The following is an 18034-nucleotide window of genomic DNA, read 5'->3' as shown; positions in this document are numbered from 1 at the left end:
CGGCACCGGCGGAACACCCGGAGGTGATCGACCGCGCGTACGCGGTAACTCTCATTACCCCACCGATGTGGATCTCACTCCCGTCACCGGGGGCGAGTTGAGCCGTCGGCTGTCGATCACCCGGAAGTGGAACCGATTCCGCGTCTGCGATGGTTGGTGACTGTGAGGGACCCAGAGCAAGCCGAGTCGACCACCTCGCGTGGTTGCGAAGATCTCGCAGAGCCCGACGGCACGGCGAGCCTGCTGATGCGCGTGGCACGTGGCGATGAAACGGCCTTCGGTCCGTTGTACGACCTGGTGTCCGCCGCGGTGTTCGGGCTCGTGCGCCAGGTGCTGTGTGATCAGGCGCAGTCGGAAGAGGTGTTCCAGGAGGTCATGCTCGAGGTGTGGCGCACCGCGAGCCGGTTCGACCCGGAGCGGGGCCAGGCCATGACCTGGATCTTGACCATGACTCACCGGCGTGCGGTCGACCGGGTGCGGTCCGCACAGGCCGCAGCGCACCGGGACGAACTGGTCGCGATGGTGGGCGCGCCGACACCGTTGCGTTTCTTGACCGGGCTGCAGCGCGAGTCCTTGATGATGGCCTACTACCAGGGCTGCAGCTGTCTGGAGGTGGCGGGACGGCTCGGCGTCCCGCTGGAGACGGTGAGGACCCGGATGCGTGAAGGCCTGATCAGTCTCAGGGACTGCTCGGGCGTGACGGCGTGATCGCGGCCCCGGTAGGGTTGAACGGCGTGATCGTGTTCAGGAGGTAGCACGTCACGTCTCAGCGCTGTCCCACCTGCTCTGTCGGGAGAAGCCTCGGTGGATATCTCCAGCTCGAATGGAATGCCGGACGGGCACCCCGCGCCGTTCGCGATCGTGACACGTGACGTGCCCGACCTGAGGGTCGTGAGATTCCTCGGCGAGCTGGACGTGATCGCCGCGGACCGGGTGACCGAGGTGCTGAGGTCTGCTGTGGACAGTGGCTCGCCGGTGATCGCCGACTGCGCCGCTGTGACGTTCAGCAGTTCCGCGGTCTTGGGTGTCTTCTACGCGACGCACGTCCGTGCGACGAAGTCGGGAACGCGCTTCGTGCTGGTCACGAACGCCCGCGCGCTCCTCAGGCCGCTCGACCTGCTCGGGCTCCTGGACGCGATGACGGTGGTGCCTGACATGGCCGCGGCTCTGGCCGAGCTGGAACTGTGGGAACTGGAGCCGCGGCTGACGGACCACGACCGGTGACTGCTTCAGTCCGTTCGCGCGTCTGCCGGTATGGCGAGCCGCGCCCAGACGATCTTGGTGTCCTCGTCGACGCGCACACCCCAGTCGGTGCAGAGACTCTCGACGAGGTGCATGCCGTTGCCCCGGTACGGTCCGATGCTGGAGGTGCCGACCACCGGGGTGCGGCCGACCGTGGCGTCACAGGCCTCGATGACGAGTTCGGCACCGCGCTCGGCGTGGAACTCCCGGCGTAGTTTGAGACTCCGGGGAGCTTCCGCGTGGTCGCAGGCGTTGGCGGCGAGCTCGGTGGCCACGAGTTGGACGTCGATGACGAAGTCCTCGTCGTGCCGCACCAGTGCCTCGGCGATCCGTTGTCGCACAGCGCCGAGGTTCTCGCAGTTCAGCGATGCGTCGATGTCCACCTCGCCGATGGTTCGCCCAGGCTCTACGTGATCGTCTTCTCCCCGAGCACCCACCGGTGAGGTCACCGCCTGGTACTTGCGGTTCGCCTCCGCGATCACGGAGGTGTACGGCTCGGCTCGGTCCGCCTCGGCGGAACCGCGTGAGCCGGCAGGTCCAGGGCGTTGTTCGTTCACCTGTCTCGACTTCCCATCTCACCGCCTGGCTACACGCGCCAGATCTTGGTGGAACCCGAACAGATGACGATGACCCGCACCGAGGCGGGACCGGATGGGCCTGTTCCGGCTCCGGGCCTCGCTGTTCATCCACAATGGACTGGTGACCGTCGGTCAGGTCCGCGCGACGTTGCTGGAGGAACCGGCGGCGAACCAGGTGAGGCCGGTCGTGGTGGCGTCGAGCCGGGCGGTGAGCCGGATGCTCGACGTCATGGTCACCGCCGCGGTCGAGCTCGGCCCAGCGTGCGACGCCGTGGTCGAGTTCGGTCGTGCGCGGAGGTTTCATTCCATTCGGGAAGTTTTGTCCAAGGCGAAAGACGAGTTACTCTCGCGTAATCCGTCCTGCCCGCTGGGATAAACGCTAAACATCTGATTTTCTGATAGGAATTTCGCGCGGGTGGCTGATGCTCCCTTTGGCGGTGTCTGTGGCGGTATTGACCCGCGAACGTTGTTCTGGGTCGCGTGGGTGGCCAAGTCGGCCGTGGGCTCGTCGCTTTCGCTGAAGCTCCTGATGCTCCTGCGCGTCCGGCTTTGTGCATCGCGATCAACGATGGAAGGGGAAGTTTTGTGAACGACGACGTGCAGTATCAGGTGCTGGTCAACGAGGAGGGGCAGTACTCGCTGTGGCCTCTGGTGAAGGAGGTCCCCGACGGGTGGCGTCAGGCGGGTAAAGAGGGGACGAAGCAGGAGTGCATGGATCACGTCGACGAGGTGTGGACCGACATGAGGCCCATCAGCCTGCGCGAACGCATGGAGGCGGGTCGATCGGCCTGAGTGTCTCGGTGCTGGAGAGCCTGGTGCGACGCGTCGCACCAGGCTCTCTCGTGTGACGGCGCTGCACTGCGGCGTCCAAACCTGGCGTTCGGGTGAAAATGCATTGCGGCGCTGTCACGCTCCGTCCAGTTGGATCGAGTTGTAATTCATTTCAAATCCACGTACCGGTACCCGTCACCATCGAGTTGTTCGGTCGTTGGGACCTGTGAGAGCAATGTTCGGCATTTCGTCGCCGGCTGGAATTCGTGATGCTCCGATATTGCCGGTGTCAACGGCGCGCGCAGCGGGTAGAAGTTATCTCGGGCCTGCGCTCCTGAATGCTTGCGCCGGACATTCTGTGAAGTGGTGTGAACGTGAAGAAAAGGCCGGCGAACTTCTCGGAGTTCGACCGGCGAGGAGGGAACATGGATCATTTGCACGGGGCGCTGAGGAGAGCGGCCTTCCGCAACGACGTGCCGGGCGCGCAGCTCGCCGTCTGGTGCTCGGGCGAGGCCGCGGAGTTCGAGGTCGGAGAGGAGCGGCACGGCTCGGGACGTGCGGTGAGGCGCGACAGCAAGGTGCCCATCGGGTCCATCACCAAGACCTTCACCGCGACGCTGCTGATGGTCCTGGTGTCCGACGGCGACGTTGGTCTGGACGAGCCGGTCGTCGAGTACCTGCCTGAACTTCGCCGCGCTCTCGGCCCGACCGCGGACGTGCTCACCGCCCGGCACCTGCTCAGCCACACAGGCGGCCTTCACGCGGAGGTCGTCGCGCCGCCGGCCGGTGGCAGCGCGGCACTCGCCACGTCGGTGACGGACCTCGTGCAGGCGCCCGGCGCGGGATTCTCGTACTCCAACGCCGGATACGCCCTCATCGGCCGCCTCATCGAGGTGGTGACCGGGATGACCTGGGCGGAGGCGGTCCGGGCGATTCTCGTCAAGCCGCTCGGCATCGACCTGGCCTTCGTCGCTGGGTCCGAGGAGGCCTCCTCGTCCACCGCGAGTGGGCACACCGTCAACCGGGCGCTCAGTCTCGTTCGTCCCGTCGAACAGGATCTGACGTCGGTCGAGGCTCCGGCCGGTGGCCTCGCCGCCAGCGCGGCCGATCTGGTCGAGCTGGCGAAGATGCACCTCGCCCCGACGCACGGCGGCATCGATCCCGGACTCGTGGACCCCGACCACCTCGCCGAGATGCGCCGCCCGGTTCCGGGTGCGGTCCCGTTCGGACTGGCCGACGGCTGGGGGCTCGGCCTCGCGTTGTTCCACGGCGACGGCGCGGGCTGGCTCGGTCACGACGGGACGGCCGACGGCACCTCCTGCCACCTGCGGCTGGACCCGGAGTCCGGCACCGCCGTCGCCCTCACCGCGAACTCCGCAACGGGGTCCGCTCTCTGGAACGACCTGCTGCCCGAACTGCGGGCCGCCGGCATCGACATCGCCGAGGACGCTCCGGCCGTGGAATCGGGGCCACAGAAGCCGATTCCGAAGGACTGCACCGGCACGTACGTCAACGGCGACATCGCCTACTCCGTGGTGGTCCAGGACGACGAACTGCACCTCGTGGTCGATGACGAGCCCGCCGCGCGGCTCGCCGTCCGCGACGGGTTCGTGTTCTCCGTGACGGACCTGAGCAGCGGCACGGCAGGTCGCCCAGGCCGGTTCCTGCGCGATCCCCGCAGCGGCCGGATCGACCGGATCCAGATCGGCGGGCGGGTCGCGGGCCGGCAACGCGACGTGGCCTGACACCCCGCGCGACTTCACACACCTCTTCCCCTGCACACCTGTGGCGCTGCACCGCGCCCGAAAAAGGTTGGACGGCGATGACGTTCCCCGGCACCGTGCCCGGCACGACCCCAGCACCCGGCCCGCTCCTGTCCGCGCGACACGACACCGTGGTCGGCCTGTTCGCCGCGCAGGTCCGTCGTGCCCCGGCCGCCACCGCGCTGGTCGACCGGGACCGCGAACTCAGCTACGCCGAGTTGGACGCCGAGTCGGACGTGGTCGCACGGCGCCTGGTGGAGCTGGGGATCGGGCCGGAACGGCTTGTCGGCGTGCTGGCGGAACGCTCCGCGGAGCTGGTCGTCACCCTGCTCGGCGTGCTGAAGGCCGGTGGCGCCTACGTCCCGCTCGACACTCGCGCGCCGGACGAACGACTGAGGACCGTCCTCGCCGAGGCAGGTGTGGCGGTGCTGGTGACCGATGACGCCTGGCGGTCCACAGGAAGCCGTGTCCACGACGGCCACGTGCTGGTAGTGGGCGACGGGCCGGATGACGCCGCAGCGGTGCTCGACGCGACCGTTCACCCGGAGAACCTCGCCTACGTCGTGTTCACCTCCGGATCGACGGGAGTGCCGAAGGGCGTGGCCGCACGCCACCGCGACGTGGTGGACCTCGCGCTCGACGCGCGCTTCGCCGGAGGTGCGCACGACCGCGTTCTGGCGCACTCGCCGGTGGCGTTCGACGCGTCCACCTACGAGGTGTGGGTCCCGCTGCTCACCGGCGGCAGTGTCGTGGTCGCGCCTCCCGGTGACGTGGACGGGCCCGTGCTGCGGGACATGATCGGCCGGCAGGGCGTGACCGGACTGTTCCTGACGTCCGGGCTGTTCCGGGTGCTGGCGCAGGACGATCCCGCGTGTCTGGCCGGGGCACGGGAAGTCTGGGCGGGCGGGGACGTGGTGCCCGCTGCGGCGGTGCGGCGGGTGCTGGACGCGTGCCCCGGCACCACCGTGGTCGACGTCTACGGCCCGACCGAGACCACCACCTTCGCCACCTCGCACCCGCTCCCGGACGTTCACGCGGTACCTGAGGTTCTCCCGATCGGCACGGCGTTGGACGGCGTTCGGCTGCACGTCCTGGACGACGACCTCATCCCGGTGCCGGAAGGGGAGACCGGGGAGCTCTTCATCGCGGGCACGGGTCTCGCGCGCGGCTACCTCCACCGGCCCGCGCTGACCGCTGACCGGTTCCTGGCGGATCCCTTCGGGCCTCGGGGACAGCGGATGTACCGCACCGGCGACCTGGTGCGGCGGGCGGCGGACGGGACGATCGACTTCATCGGCCGCGCCGACGACCAGGTGAAGGTCCGGGGATTCCGGATCGAGACCGCCGAGATCGAGGCCGTGCTGGGCCGGCACCCGCAGGTCGGGCAGGCCGCGGTCCTGGCGCGGGAGGACAACACCGGGAACAAGCGGTTGGTCGCCTACATCGTCGGTACGGGCACGCCGTCGGACGACGACCTCCGCGCCGTCGTTCTGCGTTCGCTGCCCGACTACATGGTCCCGTCGACGTTCGTGATGCTGGACCGCCTTCCGTTGAACGCCAACGGGAAGGTCGACCGCAAGGCTCTGCCCGAGCCCGAGTGGGAGGCCACCCGGCGGAGCGAGAGGATCGCCCTGGCGACACCTGTCGAGCACACGGTCGCGGCGGTGTGGGCCGAGGTGCTCGGTGCGGACCCCGGTCAGATCGGTGCGCTGGACGACTTCCTGTTGCTGGGCGGGGACTCCATCCAGGCGCTCAGGGTGGTCTCCCGGCTGCGCACGGCTCTGGACGTGCCACTGTCCACGAAGGACCTGCTGGACACGCGAACGGTGACCGCGCTCGCGGAGCTGATCGACGGAAGGTCTCCGATCGCCGACGACGAGCGGATCGTCCCGGCCGCGGACGGCGAGCCCGTTCCGTTGTCGCCCGCCCAGCAACGGTTGTGGCTCCTGCACCGCCTCGATCCCGAGGCCACCGACTACAACACGGGTGTCGGCCTGCGACTGCGGGGCCCGCTCGACCTCGCCGCTCTGCGCACCGCGCTGGACGGTCTGGCCCAGCGGCACGAGACCATGCGGACCACGTTCGACGAGGTCGACGGGCAGGGCGTGCAGGTCGTCCCTCCACACGGGACGGTTCCGCTCCGCGTGGAGGACCTGTCCGGAGCCCCGAGCGACGCGCTCGACCGGTTGTTCACCGAAGAGTTGACCACGCCGTTCGACCTCCGGGTCGGACCTCTCGTGCGCGCCGTGCTCGCCGAGGTGGCCGTCGACGACCACGTTCTCCTGCTCAACCAGCACCACATCGTCACCGACGGCTGGTCCGTGCGCATCCAGGTCGACGACCTGGTCGAGTTGTACCGGTCCGCTGTCCGAAGAACCCCAGCCGACCTCACGCCGACCTCCACCCGGTACGCGGACTTCGCCGTGTGGCAGCACCGCCGCCTCGACTCCGGCCCGAGCGACGACCTGGACCACTGGCGACGAGCGCTCGCCGGCCTGGAACCGCTCGACCTGCCCACCGATCGACCGCGGCCCTCCCGGCGCACGACCGCGGGCGCGGTGCACCGCGAACCGCTCCCCGGCGACCTGGTGCACCGCCTGACCGAGATCGGACGCGACGGCGGCACCACCCTGTTCACCACGCTGGCGGCCGCCGTGCAGGTGCTGCTCGCGCGCTACACCGGCCGGCGCGACGTGGCGGTGGGCACCGCCTCCTCCGGCCGGGGCAGGCCGGAACTGGACGACCTGGTGGGCTTCTTCGTCAACACCCTGGTGATCCGGTCCACAGTGGATCCGGACCTGACGTTCGACCGGTTCCTCGCCGAGGTCCGGGAGACCGTGCTCGACGCGTTCGCCCACGACGAACTGCCCTTCGACCGGGTCGTGGACGCGGTCCGACCCGGCCGTGACCCCAGCAGCACCCCGCTCGTCCAGGCACTCGTGGTGCTGCAACAGGAGATGGTGCGATCGGCCTCGATCGACGACCTGCAGATCGGCGAACACCACTTGCCGCGACCGCGGGCGCGGTTCGAACTGCTGGTGGAGTTCTGGCCGCGGGACGGCTCGCTGGACCTCACCCTCGAGTACAACACCGACCTCTGGGACGCCGCCACGATCCGGCGGATGGCCGGTCATCTCCAGGTGCTGCTCGCGGCCGTCGCGGCTGACCCGTGTGCACCGATCGGCACGCTCGCGCTGCTCGGGCCGGAGGAACGGCACCAGGTCCTCGACACCTTCAACGGCACCGCACACGACAGGCCACCGGTCGCGATCACCGACCTCTTCACCGAGCAGGTCCGCCGCACGCCGGACGCCGCCGCCGTGATCGCCGACGACACCGCGATCACCTACGCGGAACTCGACGCACGGGCGAACCAGCTCGCCCACCGCCTGCTGGAGTTCGGGGTGGGCGTGGAGGAGCCGGTGGCCCTGCTGCTGAGCCGGTCGACCGAGATCGTGCTCGCCGAACTGGCCGTGCTCAAGGCGGGCGGGGTGTACGTGCCCCTGGACACCAGGGCACCTGCCGAGCGGCTCGCGTTGCTGCTCCAGGAGAACGGCGCCAGGGTCGTCCTCACCGATCACACCTGGCGAGGCACCGCGGAGCAGGTCCACGAGGGCCTGGTGGAGGTGGTCGACGCGAGTTCGGCCGCGAGGTCGAGCACCGAACCAGGCGTCGCGTTGAGTCCGGATCACCTCGCGTACGTTATGTACACGTCGGGATCCACCGGTGTGCCTAAGGGCGTGGCCGTGCGGCACCGCGACGTGACCGATCTCGTCCGGGATCCGAGGTTTTCCGGCGGGGCGCACGACCGGGTCCTGTTGCACTCTGCCCCGGCGTTCGACGCCACCACGTACGAGCTGTGGGTGCCACTGCTGCGTGGCGGCACGGTGGTGGTCGCTCCCGCGGGCGAACTCGGCCCTGACCGGCTGCGTGATCTGGTCGTGCGGCACCGTCTCACGGCCTTGTGGCTGACCGCGGGGCTGTTCCGCGTGATCGCGCAGGACGATCCGGGCTGCCTGTCCGGCCTGCGCGAGGTGTGGACCGGCGGCGACGTCGTGCCCGCGTCGGCGGTGCGCCGCGTGCTGGCCGCGTGCCCCGGGATCGTCGTGGTCGACGGGTACGGCCCCACCGAGACCACCACGTTCGCCACCTCCCACCGCATGCCCGACGCCGATGCCGTCGGGGACGTGGTGCCGATCGGCCGGCCGTTGGACGGCATGCGCGTCCGCGTGCTCGACGAGTCCGTTTCTCCTGTGCCGATCGGAGTTCCCGGCGAGCTGTTCATCGCGGGTGACGGTCTGGCGCGTGGCTACGCCCGCCGGCCTGGACTGACCGCGTCGCGGTTCGTCCCCGATCCCTTCGGGGAGCCGGGGGAGCGGATGTACCGGACGGGTGACCTGGTCCGCTGGCGGGGTGACGGCTCGCTGGAGTTCGTCGGCCGGACCGACGACCAGGTCAAGATCCGCGGGTTCCGCGTCGAACCCGGCGAGGTCGACACGGCGTTGTCCGCGCACGACGGCGTCGGCCAGTCGGTCACGGCCGTGCGCGTCGACGACCACGGCCGCAAACACCTGGTGACCTATCTGTCCTTCGTGGACGAACCGGTCGAGGTGGCCGCGCTGAAGGAGTTCCTCGGGCGCCGGCTGCCGGACTACCTCGTGCCGCACGCGCTCGTCGTCGTGGACGCGCTGCCGCTCAACGCCAGCGGCAAGGTCGACCGCGCCGCCCTCGCGGACCTGCCGTGGTCCGTCGAGTCCTCCGGCCACGTCGTGCCCGCAGATGGACCGGAGACGGTGCTGGCCGGGATCTGGTCCGAGCTGCTCGGCGTGGACCGCGTCGGAGCGCGGGACGACTTCTTCGAGCTGGGCGGCGACTCCATCCTCAGCATCCAGGTGGTGTCCCGGGCTCGCCGGGCAGGACTCGCGCTCGCCGCGGGCGACGTGTTCCGGCACCCCACCGTGGCCGCCCTCGCGGCGGTGGCCGACGTCGTCACCACCGAGGAGGCGGACCAGGGCAGGGTGTCCGGCGACGTGCCGCTCACCCCGGTGCAGCGGTGGCTGTTCGCCACCAACCCGGACCACCCCGAGCACTTCGCCCAGTCGCTGCTCGTCGAGTTGGCCGACGACGTGGACGTCGACGCGTTGCGGTCTGCGCTGGCCGCGCTGGTGGAACACCACGACGCGTTGAGAATGCGGTTCGAGCGCACGGATTCCGGGTGGCGGCAGCACAACGCGGCGGTGGAACACGCCGACGTTCTGGTCGCACGTTCCGCGAAGGCCTTCGACCTCGCCGCCGGGCCGCTGCTCGAAGCGGTGCTCGACGGGCATCTGCTGCGCCTGTCCGTGCACCACCTCGTCGTGGACGGCGTCTCGTGGCGCGTTCTGATGGAGGACCTCGTCACCGCCTACGACCAGGCGGCACGAGGCGAACCCGTCCGGCTGGGGCCGAAGACCACCTCGTTCAAGGACTGGTCGCACCGGTTGTCCCGGTACACGGCCGAGGGCGGGTTCGAGGACGAGCGCGAGCACTGGGACTCCGTCGCGGAAGCGGATTCCGCGCTGCCGGTCGATCACGACGGTCCCAACACCGCCGGGTCGACCCGCTCCGTGTCGGTCCGGCTCGACGAGCAGACCACCAGGGCGTTGCTGCAGGACGTGCCCGGCGTGTACCGCACGCAGATCAACGACGTGCTGCTGAGCGCGATCGGCCGCGTGCTCGCCGGGTGGACCGGACGGCGCCGGGTAGCGGTGGACCTGGAGGGGCACGGCCGCGAGGACCTGCTCGACGGCGTCGACCTCTCGCGCACGGTCGGGTGGTTCACGACGATCTTCCCCGTCGCGCTGGACGTCCCCGAGGGCGACTGGGACGTGGTCCTCAAGTCGGTCAAGGAGCAGCTGCGTGCGGTGCCGCGCAAGGGAATCGGGCATGGCGCCCTGCACGAGCCCGGCCCCGGCGGTCCGTCTGTCAGCGTCAACTACCTCGGCCGGATGGACTGGCAGGCGGGGGAAGGCGGCCTGCTGCGCGGTGTGCGCGGTGGTCTGGAACTGGACAGCGCGCCGGAGGCCCCGCGGCCCCATCTGCTGGACGTCGTCGGCGCGGTCGAGCACGGCTGCCTCGACCTCACCTGGTACTTCAGCGACCAGGTCCACGACGAGTCGACCGTCCGGGGGCTGGCCGAGGCGGCGGGGGAGGCGTTGCGCGAGATCGTGGCGCACTGCGCGCGGCCGGGAGCCGGTGGCCGCACCCCGTCGGACTTCCCCCTGGCACGACTGGACCAGGACGCGGTCGACCGGCTGGCCGGCGACGACGTCGAGGACCTCCACCCCCTGACGCCGATGCAGGCGGGCATGGTCTTCCACAGCCTGGTCGACGGCGCGACCTCCGGTGCGTACTTCAACCAGGTGCGGTTCCGGCTCAGCGGCGTCACCGACGCGAGGGCGCTCGGTGAGGCCTGGCAACGGGTGGTGGACCGCAACGCCGTGCTGCGCGGCGAGGTGGTGTGGGAGGGGCTGCCCGAGCCGTTGCTGCTCGTGCGTCAGCGGGTCTCGCTGCCCGTCACCCACCTCGACTGGCGAGGCCTCGACGCCGAGGAGGAACTGCCGGACCTGCTGGCCCGCGACCGCGCCGTCGGTGTGGACCTCGCCACCGCGCCGTTGATGCGCGTGACCATCGCCCGGTTGGCGGACGACGAGGTGCTGGTGCTGTGGACGTTCCACCACGTGCTGCTGGACGGGTGGAGCGCGGCGCAGCTGTTCACCGAGGTGTGCGAGCACCATGCGGAGATCACGCGCGGTGCGACCGGTCCGCGGAATGACCGGACGCCGTTCCACCAGTACCTGCACTGGCTCGACAGGCAGGATCGCGGTGCGGCCGAACGGTACTGGCGGGGTGTGCTCGACGGGTTCGGCGAGACGACCCCGCTGCCCTACGACAATCAGCCCGTCGAGGCTCACCGCGCCGAGTCCGGTGCCACGGCCCGGTTCGAGCTGACGGTTGAGAGCACCGCACGGCTGCGGGCGGCGGCCCAGCGGCACGGCCTGACGATGAACACCGTCGTGCAGGGAGCCTGGGCGCTGTTGCTTTCCCGCTGCAGCGGCACTTCCGACGTCGTCTTCGGCACGACCGTCTCGGGCAGGCCCGCCGACCTCGCCGGTGTCGAGTCGACGGTGGGGATGTTCATCAACACCGTGCCCACGAGGGTCGCTGTCGACCGCGGTCGTGACCAGTTGTCGTGGCTGCGCGACCTGCAGGCCGACCAGGCCGAGGCACGTCGCTTCGACCACGTCCCGCTTGCCCAGCTGCGCGCCTGGAGCGCTCTGCCCGGTGGTGCCGGCCTGTTCGACAGCATCGTGGTGTTCGAGAACTACCCGTTCGACGAGGACGCCCTGGCCGTCCACGGCCTGAGGCTGCACGACCTGCGAGCGGACGAGCCGACGAACTACGCGCTCACGGTCGTCGTGTCACCCGGCTCTCAGCTCGTCGTCGAGCTCGATCACGACCCGAGCTTGTTCGACGAGCCGACCGTGGCACGGCTGGGACGCCATCTGGTGATGCTGCTGGACGACGTGCTGGCCGACCCGGAGCTGCCCCTGAACGAGCTGCGCACGCTCGACGAGACCGAACGCGAGCAGGTCCTGGTCGAGTGGAACCCCACCGGACGGGACTTCCCGGTGGACACGCTGCCCCGGTTGTTCGCCGCGCAGGCCGCCCGCACGCCCGACGCCGTCGCGGTCACCTGCGAGGGCGAGCACCTGACCTACGCCGAACTCGACGCTCGCGCCAACCGGTTGGCGCACCTGCTGGTCGCGCGAGGAGCGGGTCCCGAGAAGTACGTGGCACTGCGGTTGCCGCGATCCGCCGACCTGGTGGTGGCGGTGCTGGGCGTGCTGAAGTCCGGCGCGGCCTACCTGCCGATCGATCCGTCGTACCCGGCGGAGCGGATCGCGGGCATGGTCGAGGACACCGGGCCGGTCGTCGTGCTGACGGAGCTGCCGGACCTGTCCGGGTGGCCCGCCACGGCACCGGAAACCTCGCTGTGCCCGGAGAACCCGGCCTACGTCATCTACACCTCCGGCTCCACGGGCAGGCCCAAGGGCGTGGTCGTGCCGCACGCCAACGTCGCCCGGTTGTTCACCGCCACCGACGCGTGGTTCGGGTTCGGCTCCGACGACGTGTGGACGCTGTTCCACAGCTACGCCTTCGACTTCTCGGTGTGGGAGCTGTGGGGACCGTTGCTGCACGGCGGCAGGCTCGTGGTCGTGCCGCACGACGTCTCCCGATCTCCCGCAGAGTTCGCGGCGCTGCTGGCGCGGGAACGGGTGACCGTGCTCAACCAGACGCCGTCGGCGTTCTACCAGCTCATCGCCGAGCAGCCGAGCGGGCTGTGCCTGCGGTACGTCGTGTTCGGGGGAGAGGCGCTGGACGTGCGCAAGCTCGCCTCCTGGGACGGTCCCGGCGAGCTGGTCAACATGTACGGCATCACCGAGACCACCGTGCACGTCACGTGGACGCCGGCCGACGGCACGGTCGGCGAACCCATCCCGGACCTGCGCGTGTACGTCCTCGACGACGACCTGCGGCCCGTGCCGCCCGGTGTCGTCGGCGAGATGCACGTGGCCGGAGCGAGCCTGGCGCGTGGATACCTCAACCGGCCGGGGCTCACCGCGTCCCGGTTCGTCGCCGACCCGTTCGGCGAGCCCGGCACCCGCATGTACCGCACCGGCGACCTCGCCCGCTGGAAGAACGGCAGGCTCGACTACCTCGGCCGGGCCGACCACCAGGTCAAGATCCGCGGCTTCCGGATCGAGCTCGGCGAGATCGAGGCGGCGCTCGAAGCACACGCCGACGTGCGGGCGGCCGCGGCGGACGTCCGGGAACACGCCGGGCGCAAGGTCATCGTCGGCTACGTCGTCGGCGGTCCGGCCACCGATCTGCGGGACCACCTGGCCCGGACGCTACCCGACCACATGGTGCCCTCGGCGTTCGTGCGCCTGGACCGGCTTCCCCTGACCGGCAACGGCAAGCTCGACCGGAAGGCACTGCCCGCACCCGAGTGGGAGAGCACCGGCGCTCGGCACGTGGAGCCGCGTACGGAAGCCGAGCGCGTGCTCGCGGACGTCTGGGCGCAGGTGCTGGGGCTCGACCGGGTCGGCGTCGAGGACGACTTCTTCGAGCTCGGCGGCGACTCGATCATCAGCATCCAGGTCGTGTCCCGCGCGCGGCAGGCCGGCTACCGCCTGGTGCCCCGTGATCTGTTCTCCTGCAGGACGGTGGCGGCGCTCGCCGCGGCCGCGTCCACCGACGCACCCGGTGAGAGCGTGCCGCAGGGGCCGGTGGTCGGGGAGGTCCCGCTGACGCCGATCCAGCGCTGGTTCCTGGACACGGAACCGCCACGCCCGGAGCACTTCGACCAGTCGGTCCAGGTCGAGTTCGCCGACGAGATCGACGAGGAGGCGCTGCGGGGGGCGTTGAGGGCTCTGGTGGAGCACCACGACGCGTTGCGCATGCGGTTCGAGCGCACGGAATCCGGCTGGCGGCAGCACAACGCGCCCGTCGGCCCGGCGGACGTCCTGTCCGAAGTGGACGGAGTGTTCGACTTCGCCGGGGGAGTGCTCCTGCGCGCCGCGGTGACCGGGTCTCGCCAAGTGCGGATCACCGCGCACCACCTCGTGGTGGACGGTGTGTCGTGGCGGGTGTTGCTGGAGGACCTGGAAACCGCCTACCTGCAAGCCGTGCGCGGCGAGGAAGTCGTTCTCGGGGCGAAGACCACGTCGTTCCGGGAGTGGTCGTCGCGGCTGGCCGGCCACGTCGCCGGCGGCGGCTTCGACGACGAGGCCGACCACTGGGCGGGCGTCACCGGTGATCCCGGTGTGCCCGCCGACCGCCACGGGACCGGCACGACCGGTTCCGTGCGCGGCGTCGTGGCCGAGCTGGACGTGGACGAGACCCGCGCGTTGCTCCAGGACGTGCCCGCCGTGTACCGCACGCAGATCAACGACGTCCTGCTGAGCGCACTCGGCCGCGTCCTGGCCGTCTGGACGGGCAGGAGTCGCGTCCTGGTCGACCTGGAGGGGCACGGCCGTGACGGCGACTTCCTCGACGGCGTCGACCTCTCCCGCACGGTCGGCTGGTTCACCTCGGTGTTCCCGGTGGCGCTGGAGGTACCGGCTGTCGACTGGGGCACGGCGTTGAAGACGACCAAGGAACGGCTGCGCGCGGTGCCCCGGCGCGGCATCGGTCACGGCGCGGCCCACCGCACCCCCGGCCCGGCGGTGGCGTTCAACTACCTCGGGCAGTTCGACGGGATGACGAGCGGGTCCGTGTTCCGGACCGTCGGTGGGCTGACCGCCGACGCCGACCCCGGCACGCCCCGGCCGCACCTCCTCGACGTCGTCGGCGCGGTGGAGGACAAGCGGCTCCGGCTGACGTGGTACTTCAGCGAGGACACGCACGACGAGTCGACGGTGCGGCTCCTGGCCGACGCCATGACGACGGCGCTGAGGGAGATCGTCGAGCACTGCGCGCTGCCGGACGCCGGTGGTCGCACGCCGTCCGACTTCCCGTCTGCGGGCCTGGACCAGGCGACGGTGGACCGCCTCGTCGGCGACGGCCGGGACGTCGAGGACGTCTACCCGTTGACGCCGATGCAGGCGGGCATGCTCTTCCACAGCCTCTCCCACGGCCACGAAGGCCTCTACACCGAACGGATCTCGTTCGTCCTCGACGGCGTCACCGACGTCGGTCTGCTGGCCCGCGCGTGGCGGGAGGTGGTCGCCCGGACGCCGGTCCTGCGCAGCCACGTCGTGTGGGACGGCGTCGACCGGCCGGTGCAGGTGGTGCGCCGCGAGGTCGACCTGCCGATCGCCGAGGCCGAGCCGCCCGACTCCGCCGACCTGGATCTCGGGACCGCGCCGTTGATGCGGCTGGTGCTGACCGCCGAGTCGGGCACGGCGGTCCGGGTCGGCTGGACGTTCCACCACGTGCTGCTCGACGGGTGGAGCACGTTCCAGGTGCTGACCGACGTCCTCACCTGCTACGCCGCTTTCCGCGCCGGCCACGAACCCGCACTGCCCGTCCGGCGCCCCTTCGGCGACCACCTGCGCTGGCTGTCCACTCAGGACCCCGGCGAGGCGGAAGCCCATTGGCGACAGGTGCTCCGCGGGTTCGAGGCACCTACGCCGTTGCCGGTGGACCGTCCCACCGAACCCGGCCACGCCACCCGTTCCGCGGCGTGGACGACCGTGACACTGCCCGGCGCTGCACTGCGCGACTTCGCCCAGCGCAACGGCTTGACGCTCAACGCCCTGGTCCAGGGCGCGTGGGCGCTGCTGTTGTCGCGCTACAGCGGGCAGACCGACGTGTGCTTCGGTTCCACGGTGTCCGGCCGCCCCGCCGACCTGCCCGGCGCGGACGCCATCACGGGCATGTTCATCAACACGGTGCCCGTGCGCACCGAGGTCGCGGAGGACGAGCCCGTCGCGGTGTGGCTGCGGCGGCTGCAGGCGGACCAGGCCGACGCCCGGCGGTTCGAACACGTCTCACTCGCTGATCTGCACGCGTGGAGCGGGACAGAACTGTTCACCAGCATCCTGGTGTTCGAGAACTACCCGGTCGACGAGGCCGCGGCGCACGGCGTCACCGTGCGCGACCTCGACGCCGTGGAGACGACGAACTACCCGCTCAGCGTCGGCGTCCGTCCCGGCGACGAGCTGGAGATCCGGGTGAGCTACGACCCGGCGCTGTTCGACCTCTCCACGGTCGAGCGCATCGCCGGACACCTGACCGCCGCGCTGGCCGGTCTGGCCGCCGACCCCGGCCGTGCGGTGGGGGAGATCGACGTCCTGACCGACGCCGAACGCCGGCTCGTCCTCCCCGAACGCTTCAGCTCCGGCGTTCGCGAGGCCACGATCACCGAGCTGTTCGCGGCACAGGCCGACCGGGTGCCTGACGCGACGGCCGTCGTCGCTGCCGGCGTCTCGCTCACCTACGCGGAGCTGGATGCTCGCGCGAACCGCCTGGCTCACCGGCTGATCGCGCTCGGCGTGCGCCCGGAAGACCGGGTGGGGCTGCTGGTGCGCCGGTCCGCCGACGTGGTGGTGGCGGTGCTCGCGGTGCTCAAGGCGGGCGGTGCCTACCTGCCCCTGGACGAGCGGGCTCCCGAGGAGCGCCGCCGTCAGGTCCTGGACCAGGCCGGATGCCGGATCCTGATCACGGATCGCGATGTCGCCGCGGGCGATCAGATCGTCGTGCTCGGGTGCGATCCCGGTGACGGCCGGGCGGACCGGCCTGCTGTGACCACGCACGCGGACGGGCTCGCCTACGTCGAGTTCACCTCCGGGTCCACCGGCACGCCCAAGGGGGTGGCCGTCCGGCATCGCGACGTGGCGGCACTGGCGTTGGACTCGCGGTTCGACGGCCCGGCTCACCACGCCGTGCTCGTGCACTCCCCGCTGGCGTTCGACGCCTCCACCTACGAGCTGTGGGTGCCGTTGCTGCGCGGTGGCCGAGTGGTCGTCGCCCCTCCCGAGGACCTCGACGCCGCCAAGCTCCAGGAGCTCGTCGCGGACCACGGCGTGAGCGCGCTGTGGCTCACCGCGGGGCTGTTCCGCGTGCTGGCCCAGGACTCCCCGGAGTGCTTCGCGGGCGTGGCGGAGGTGTGGACCGGCGGTGACGTCGTGCCCGCCGCTGCGGTCCGGCGCGTGCTGGAGGCGTGTCCAGGACTGGTCGTGGTCGACGGGTATGGACCGACCGAGACCACGACGTTCGCGAGCACCTATCGGATGACCGGACTGGAGCACGTACCCGACACCGTGCCGATCGGCACACCGCTGGACGGGATGTCGGCCTACGTGCTGGACACCAGGTTGCGGCCGGTCCCGGTCGGCGTGCCCGGCGAGCTGTACCTCGCGGGCGCCGGCCTGGCCCGCGGCTACCTCGACCGTCCCGGTCTGACCGCGTCCCGGTTCACCGCCTGTCCTTTCGGGACACCGGGGGAGCGGATGTACCGCACCGGCGACGTCGTGCGGTGGCTGCCGACGGGCGTGCTGGAGTTCGCCGGGCGAGCCGACGACCAGGTGAAGCTGCGCGGGTTCCGGATCGAGCTCGGCGAGGTGGAGGCGGTCTTCGGCCGTCACCCCGACGTGGGCGGTGTCGTCGTGGTGGTCCGGGAAGACCAGCTGGGCGGCAAACAACTCGTCGCCTACCTGGTTCCCGCCGAGACCGGTCGCGCCCCGGATCCCGTCGAGGTTTCCGCGTTCGCCGCGCGGAGCCTGCCCGACTACATGGTGCCCGCGGTGGTCGTCGTGCTCGACGCGTTGCCCTTGAGCACCAACGGAAAGGTCGATCGGGCCGCGCTGCCGGTCCCGTCCGCTCCCGTGCCCGCCGCCCGGTACGTGCCGCCCGCGACTGACACAGAAGAGGTCATGGCCGGGATCTGGGCGGACGTCCTGGGGCTGGACCGCGTCGGCGTCGAGGACGACTTCGCCGCACTCGGCGGTGACTCGATGCGCAGCCTGCTGGTCGCGTCCCGCTGCCGGTCCGCCTTCGACGTCTCGCTGACCCCGCACGACGTCCTCACCGCCCGCACGGTCGCCGCACTGGCGGGGCTGGTCGAGGAGAAGGTCCTGCTCGAACTCGAACGAGTCGCCCTCGACGGCGCCCACCCCGACCTGTGAGGAGACA

6 protein-coding genes are annotated in these 18034 nt (G+C 70.7%); 5 read left to right on the top strand and 1 reads right to left on the bottom strand.

The features are described 5' to 3' along the window. The first annotated feature begins 246 nt into the window (after positions 1-246). Together ACFWNN_RS02960 and ACFWNN_RS02955 are read left to right on the top strand one after the other, a co-directional pair. Positions 247-708: a sigma factor gene (locus tag ACFWNN_RS02960; RefSeq protein ID WP_382438129.1), complete on the top strand. Its 462-nt coding sequence runs from the start codon at positions 247-249 to the stop codon at positions 706-708. A gap of 96 nt (positions 709-804) precedes the next feature. Continuing rightward, positions 805-1224: an STAS domain-containing protein gene (locus ACFWNN_RS02955; protein WP_382438128.1), complete on the top strand. Its 420-nt coding sequence runs from the start codon at positions 805-807 to the stop codon at positions 1222-1224. A 5-nt stretch (positions 1225-1229) separates the two neighbouring features. Here ACFWNN_RS02955 and ACFWNN_RS02950 read toward each other — a convergent pair whose 3' ends face one another. Further along, complete coding sequence (locus tag ACFWNN_RS02950) at positions 1230-1625, bottom strand: ATP-binding protein (RefSeq protein WP_382438127.1); 396 nt, start codon at positions 1623-1625, stop codon at positions 1230-1232. 780 nt (positions 1626-2405) lie between these two features. Between ACFWNN_RS02950 and ACFWNN_RS02945 the strand changes: the two genes are divergently transcribed. The 3 genes from ACFWNN_RS02945 (at position 2406) to ACFWNN_RS02935 (ending at position 18027) form a co-directional block, all read left to right on the top strand. After that, positions 2406-2612: an MbtH family protein gene (locus ACFWNN_RS02945; protein WP_382438126.1), complete on the top strand. Its 207-nt coding sequence runs from the start codon at positions 2406-2408 to the stop codon at positions 2610-2612. A gap of 404 nt (positions 2613-3016) precedes the next feature. Next, on the top strand, positions 3017-4336 hold the full coding sequence (locus ACFWNN_RS02940; protein ID WP_382438125.1) for a serine hydrolase domain-containing protein: 1320 nt from the start codon (positions 3017-3019) through the stop codon (positions 4334-4336). A gap of 77 nt (positions 4337-4413) precedes the next feature. Continuing rightward, the gene (locus tag ACFWNN_RS02935) at positions 4414-18027 is read left to right on the top strand and encodes an amino acid adenylation domain-containing protein (protein WP_382438124.1); all 13614 of its coding nucleotides are present in this window, start codon (positions 4414-4416) and stop codon (positions 18025-18027) included. Positions 18028-18034: the final 7 nt, after the last annotated feature.

The sequence above is a fragment of the Lentzea sp. NPDC058450 genome (genome assembly GCF_042721395.1).
GTDB lineage: Bacteria > Actinomycetota > Actinomycetes > Mycobacteriales > Pseudonocardiaceae > Lentzea.
The sequence above is the reverse complement of the archived record's forward strand: the minus strand, read 5'-3'. Positions and strand labels throughout refer to the sequence as shown.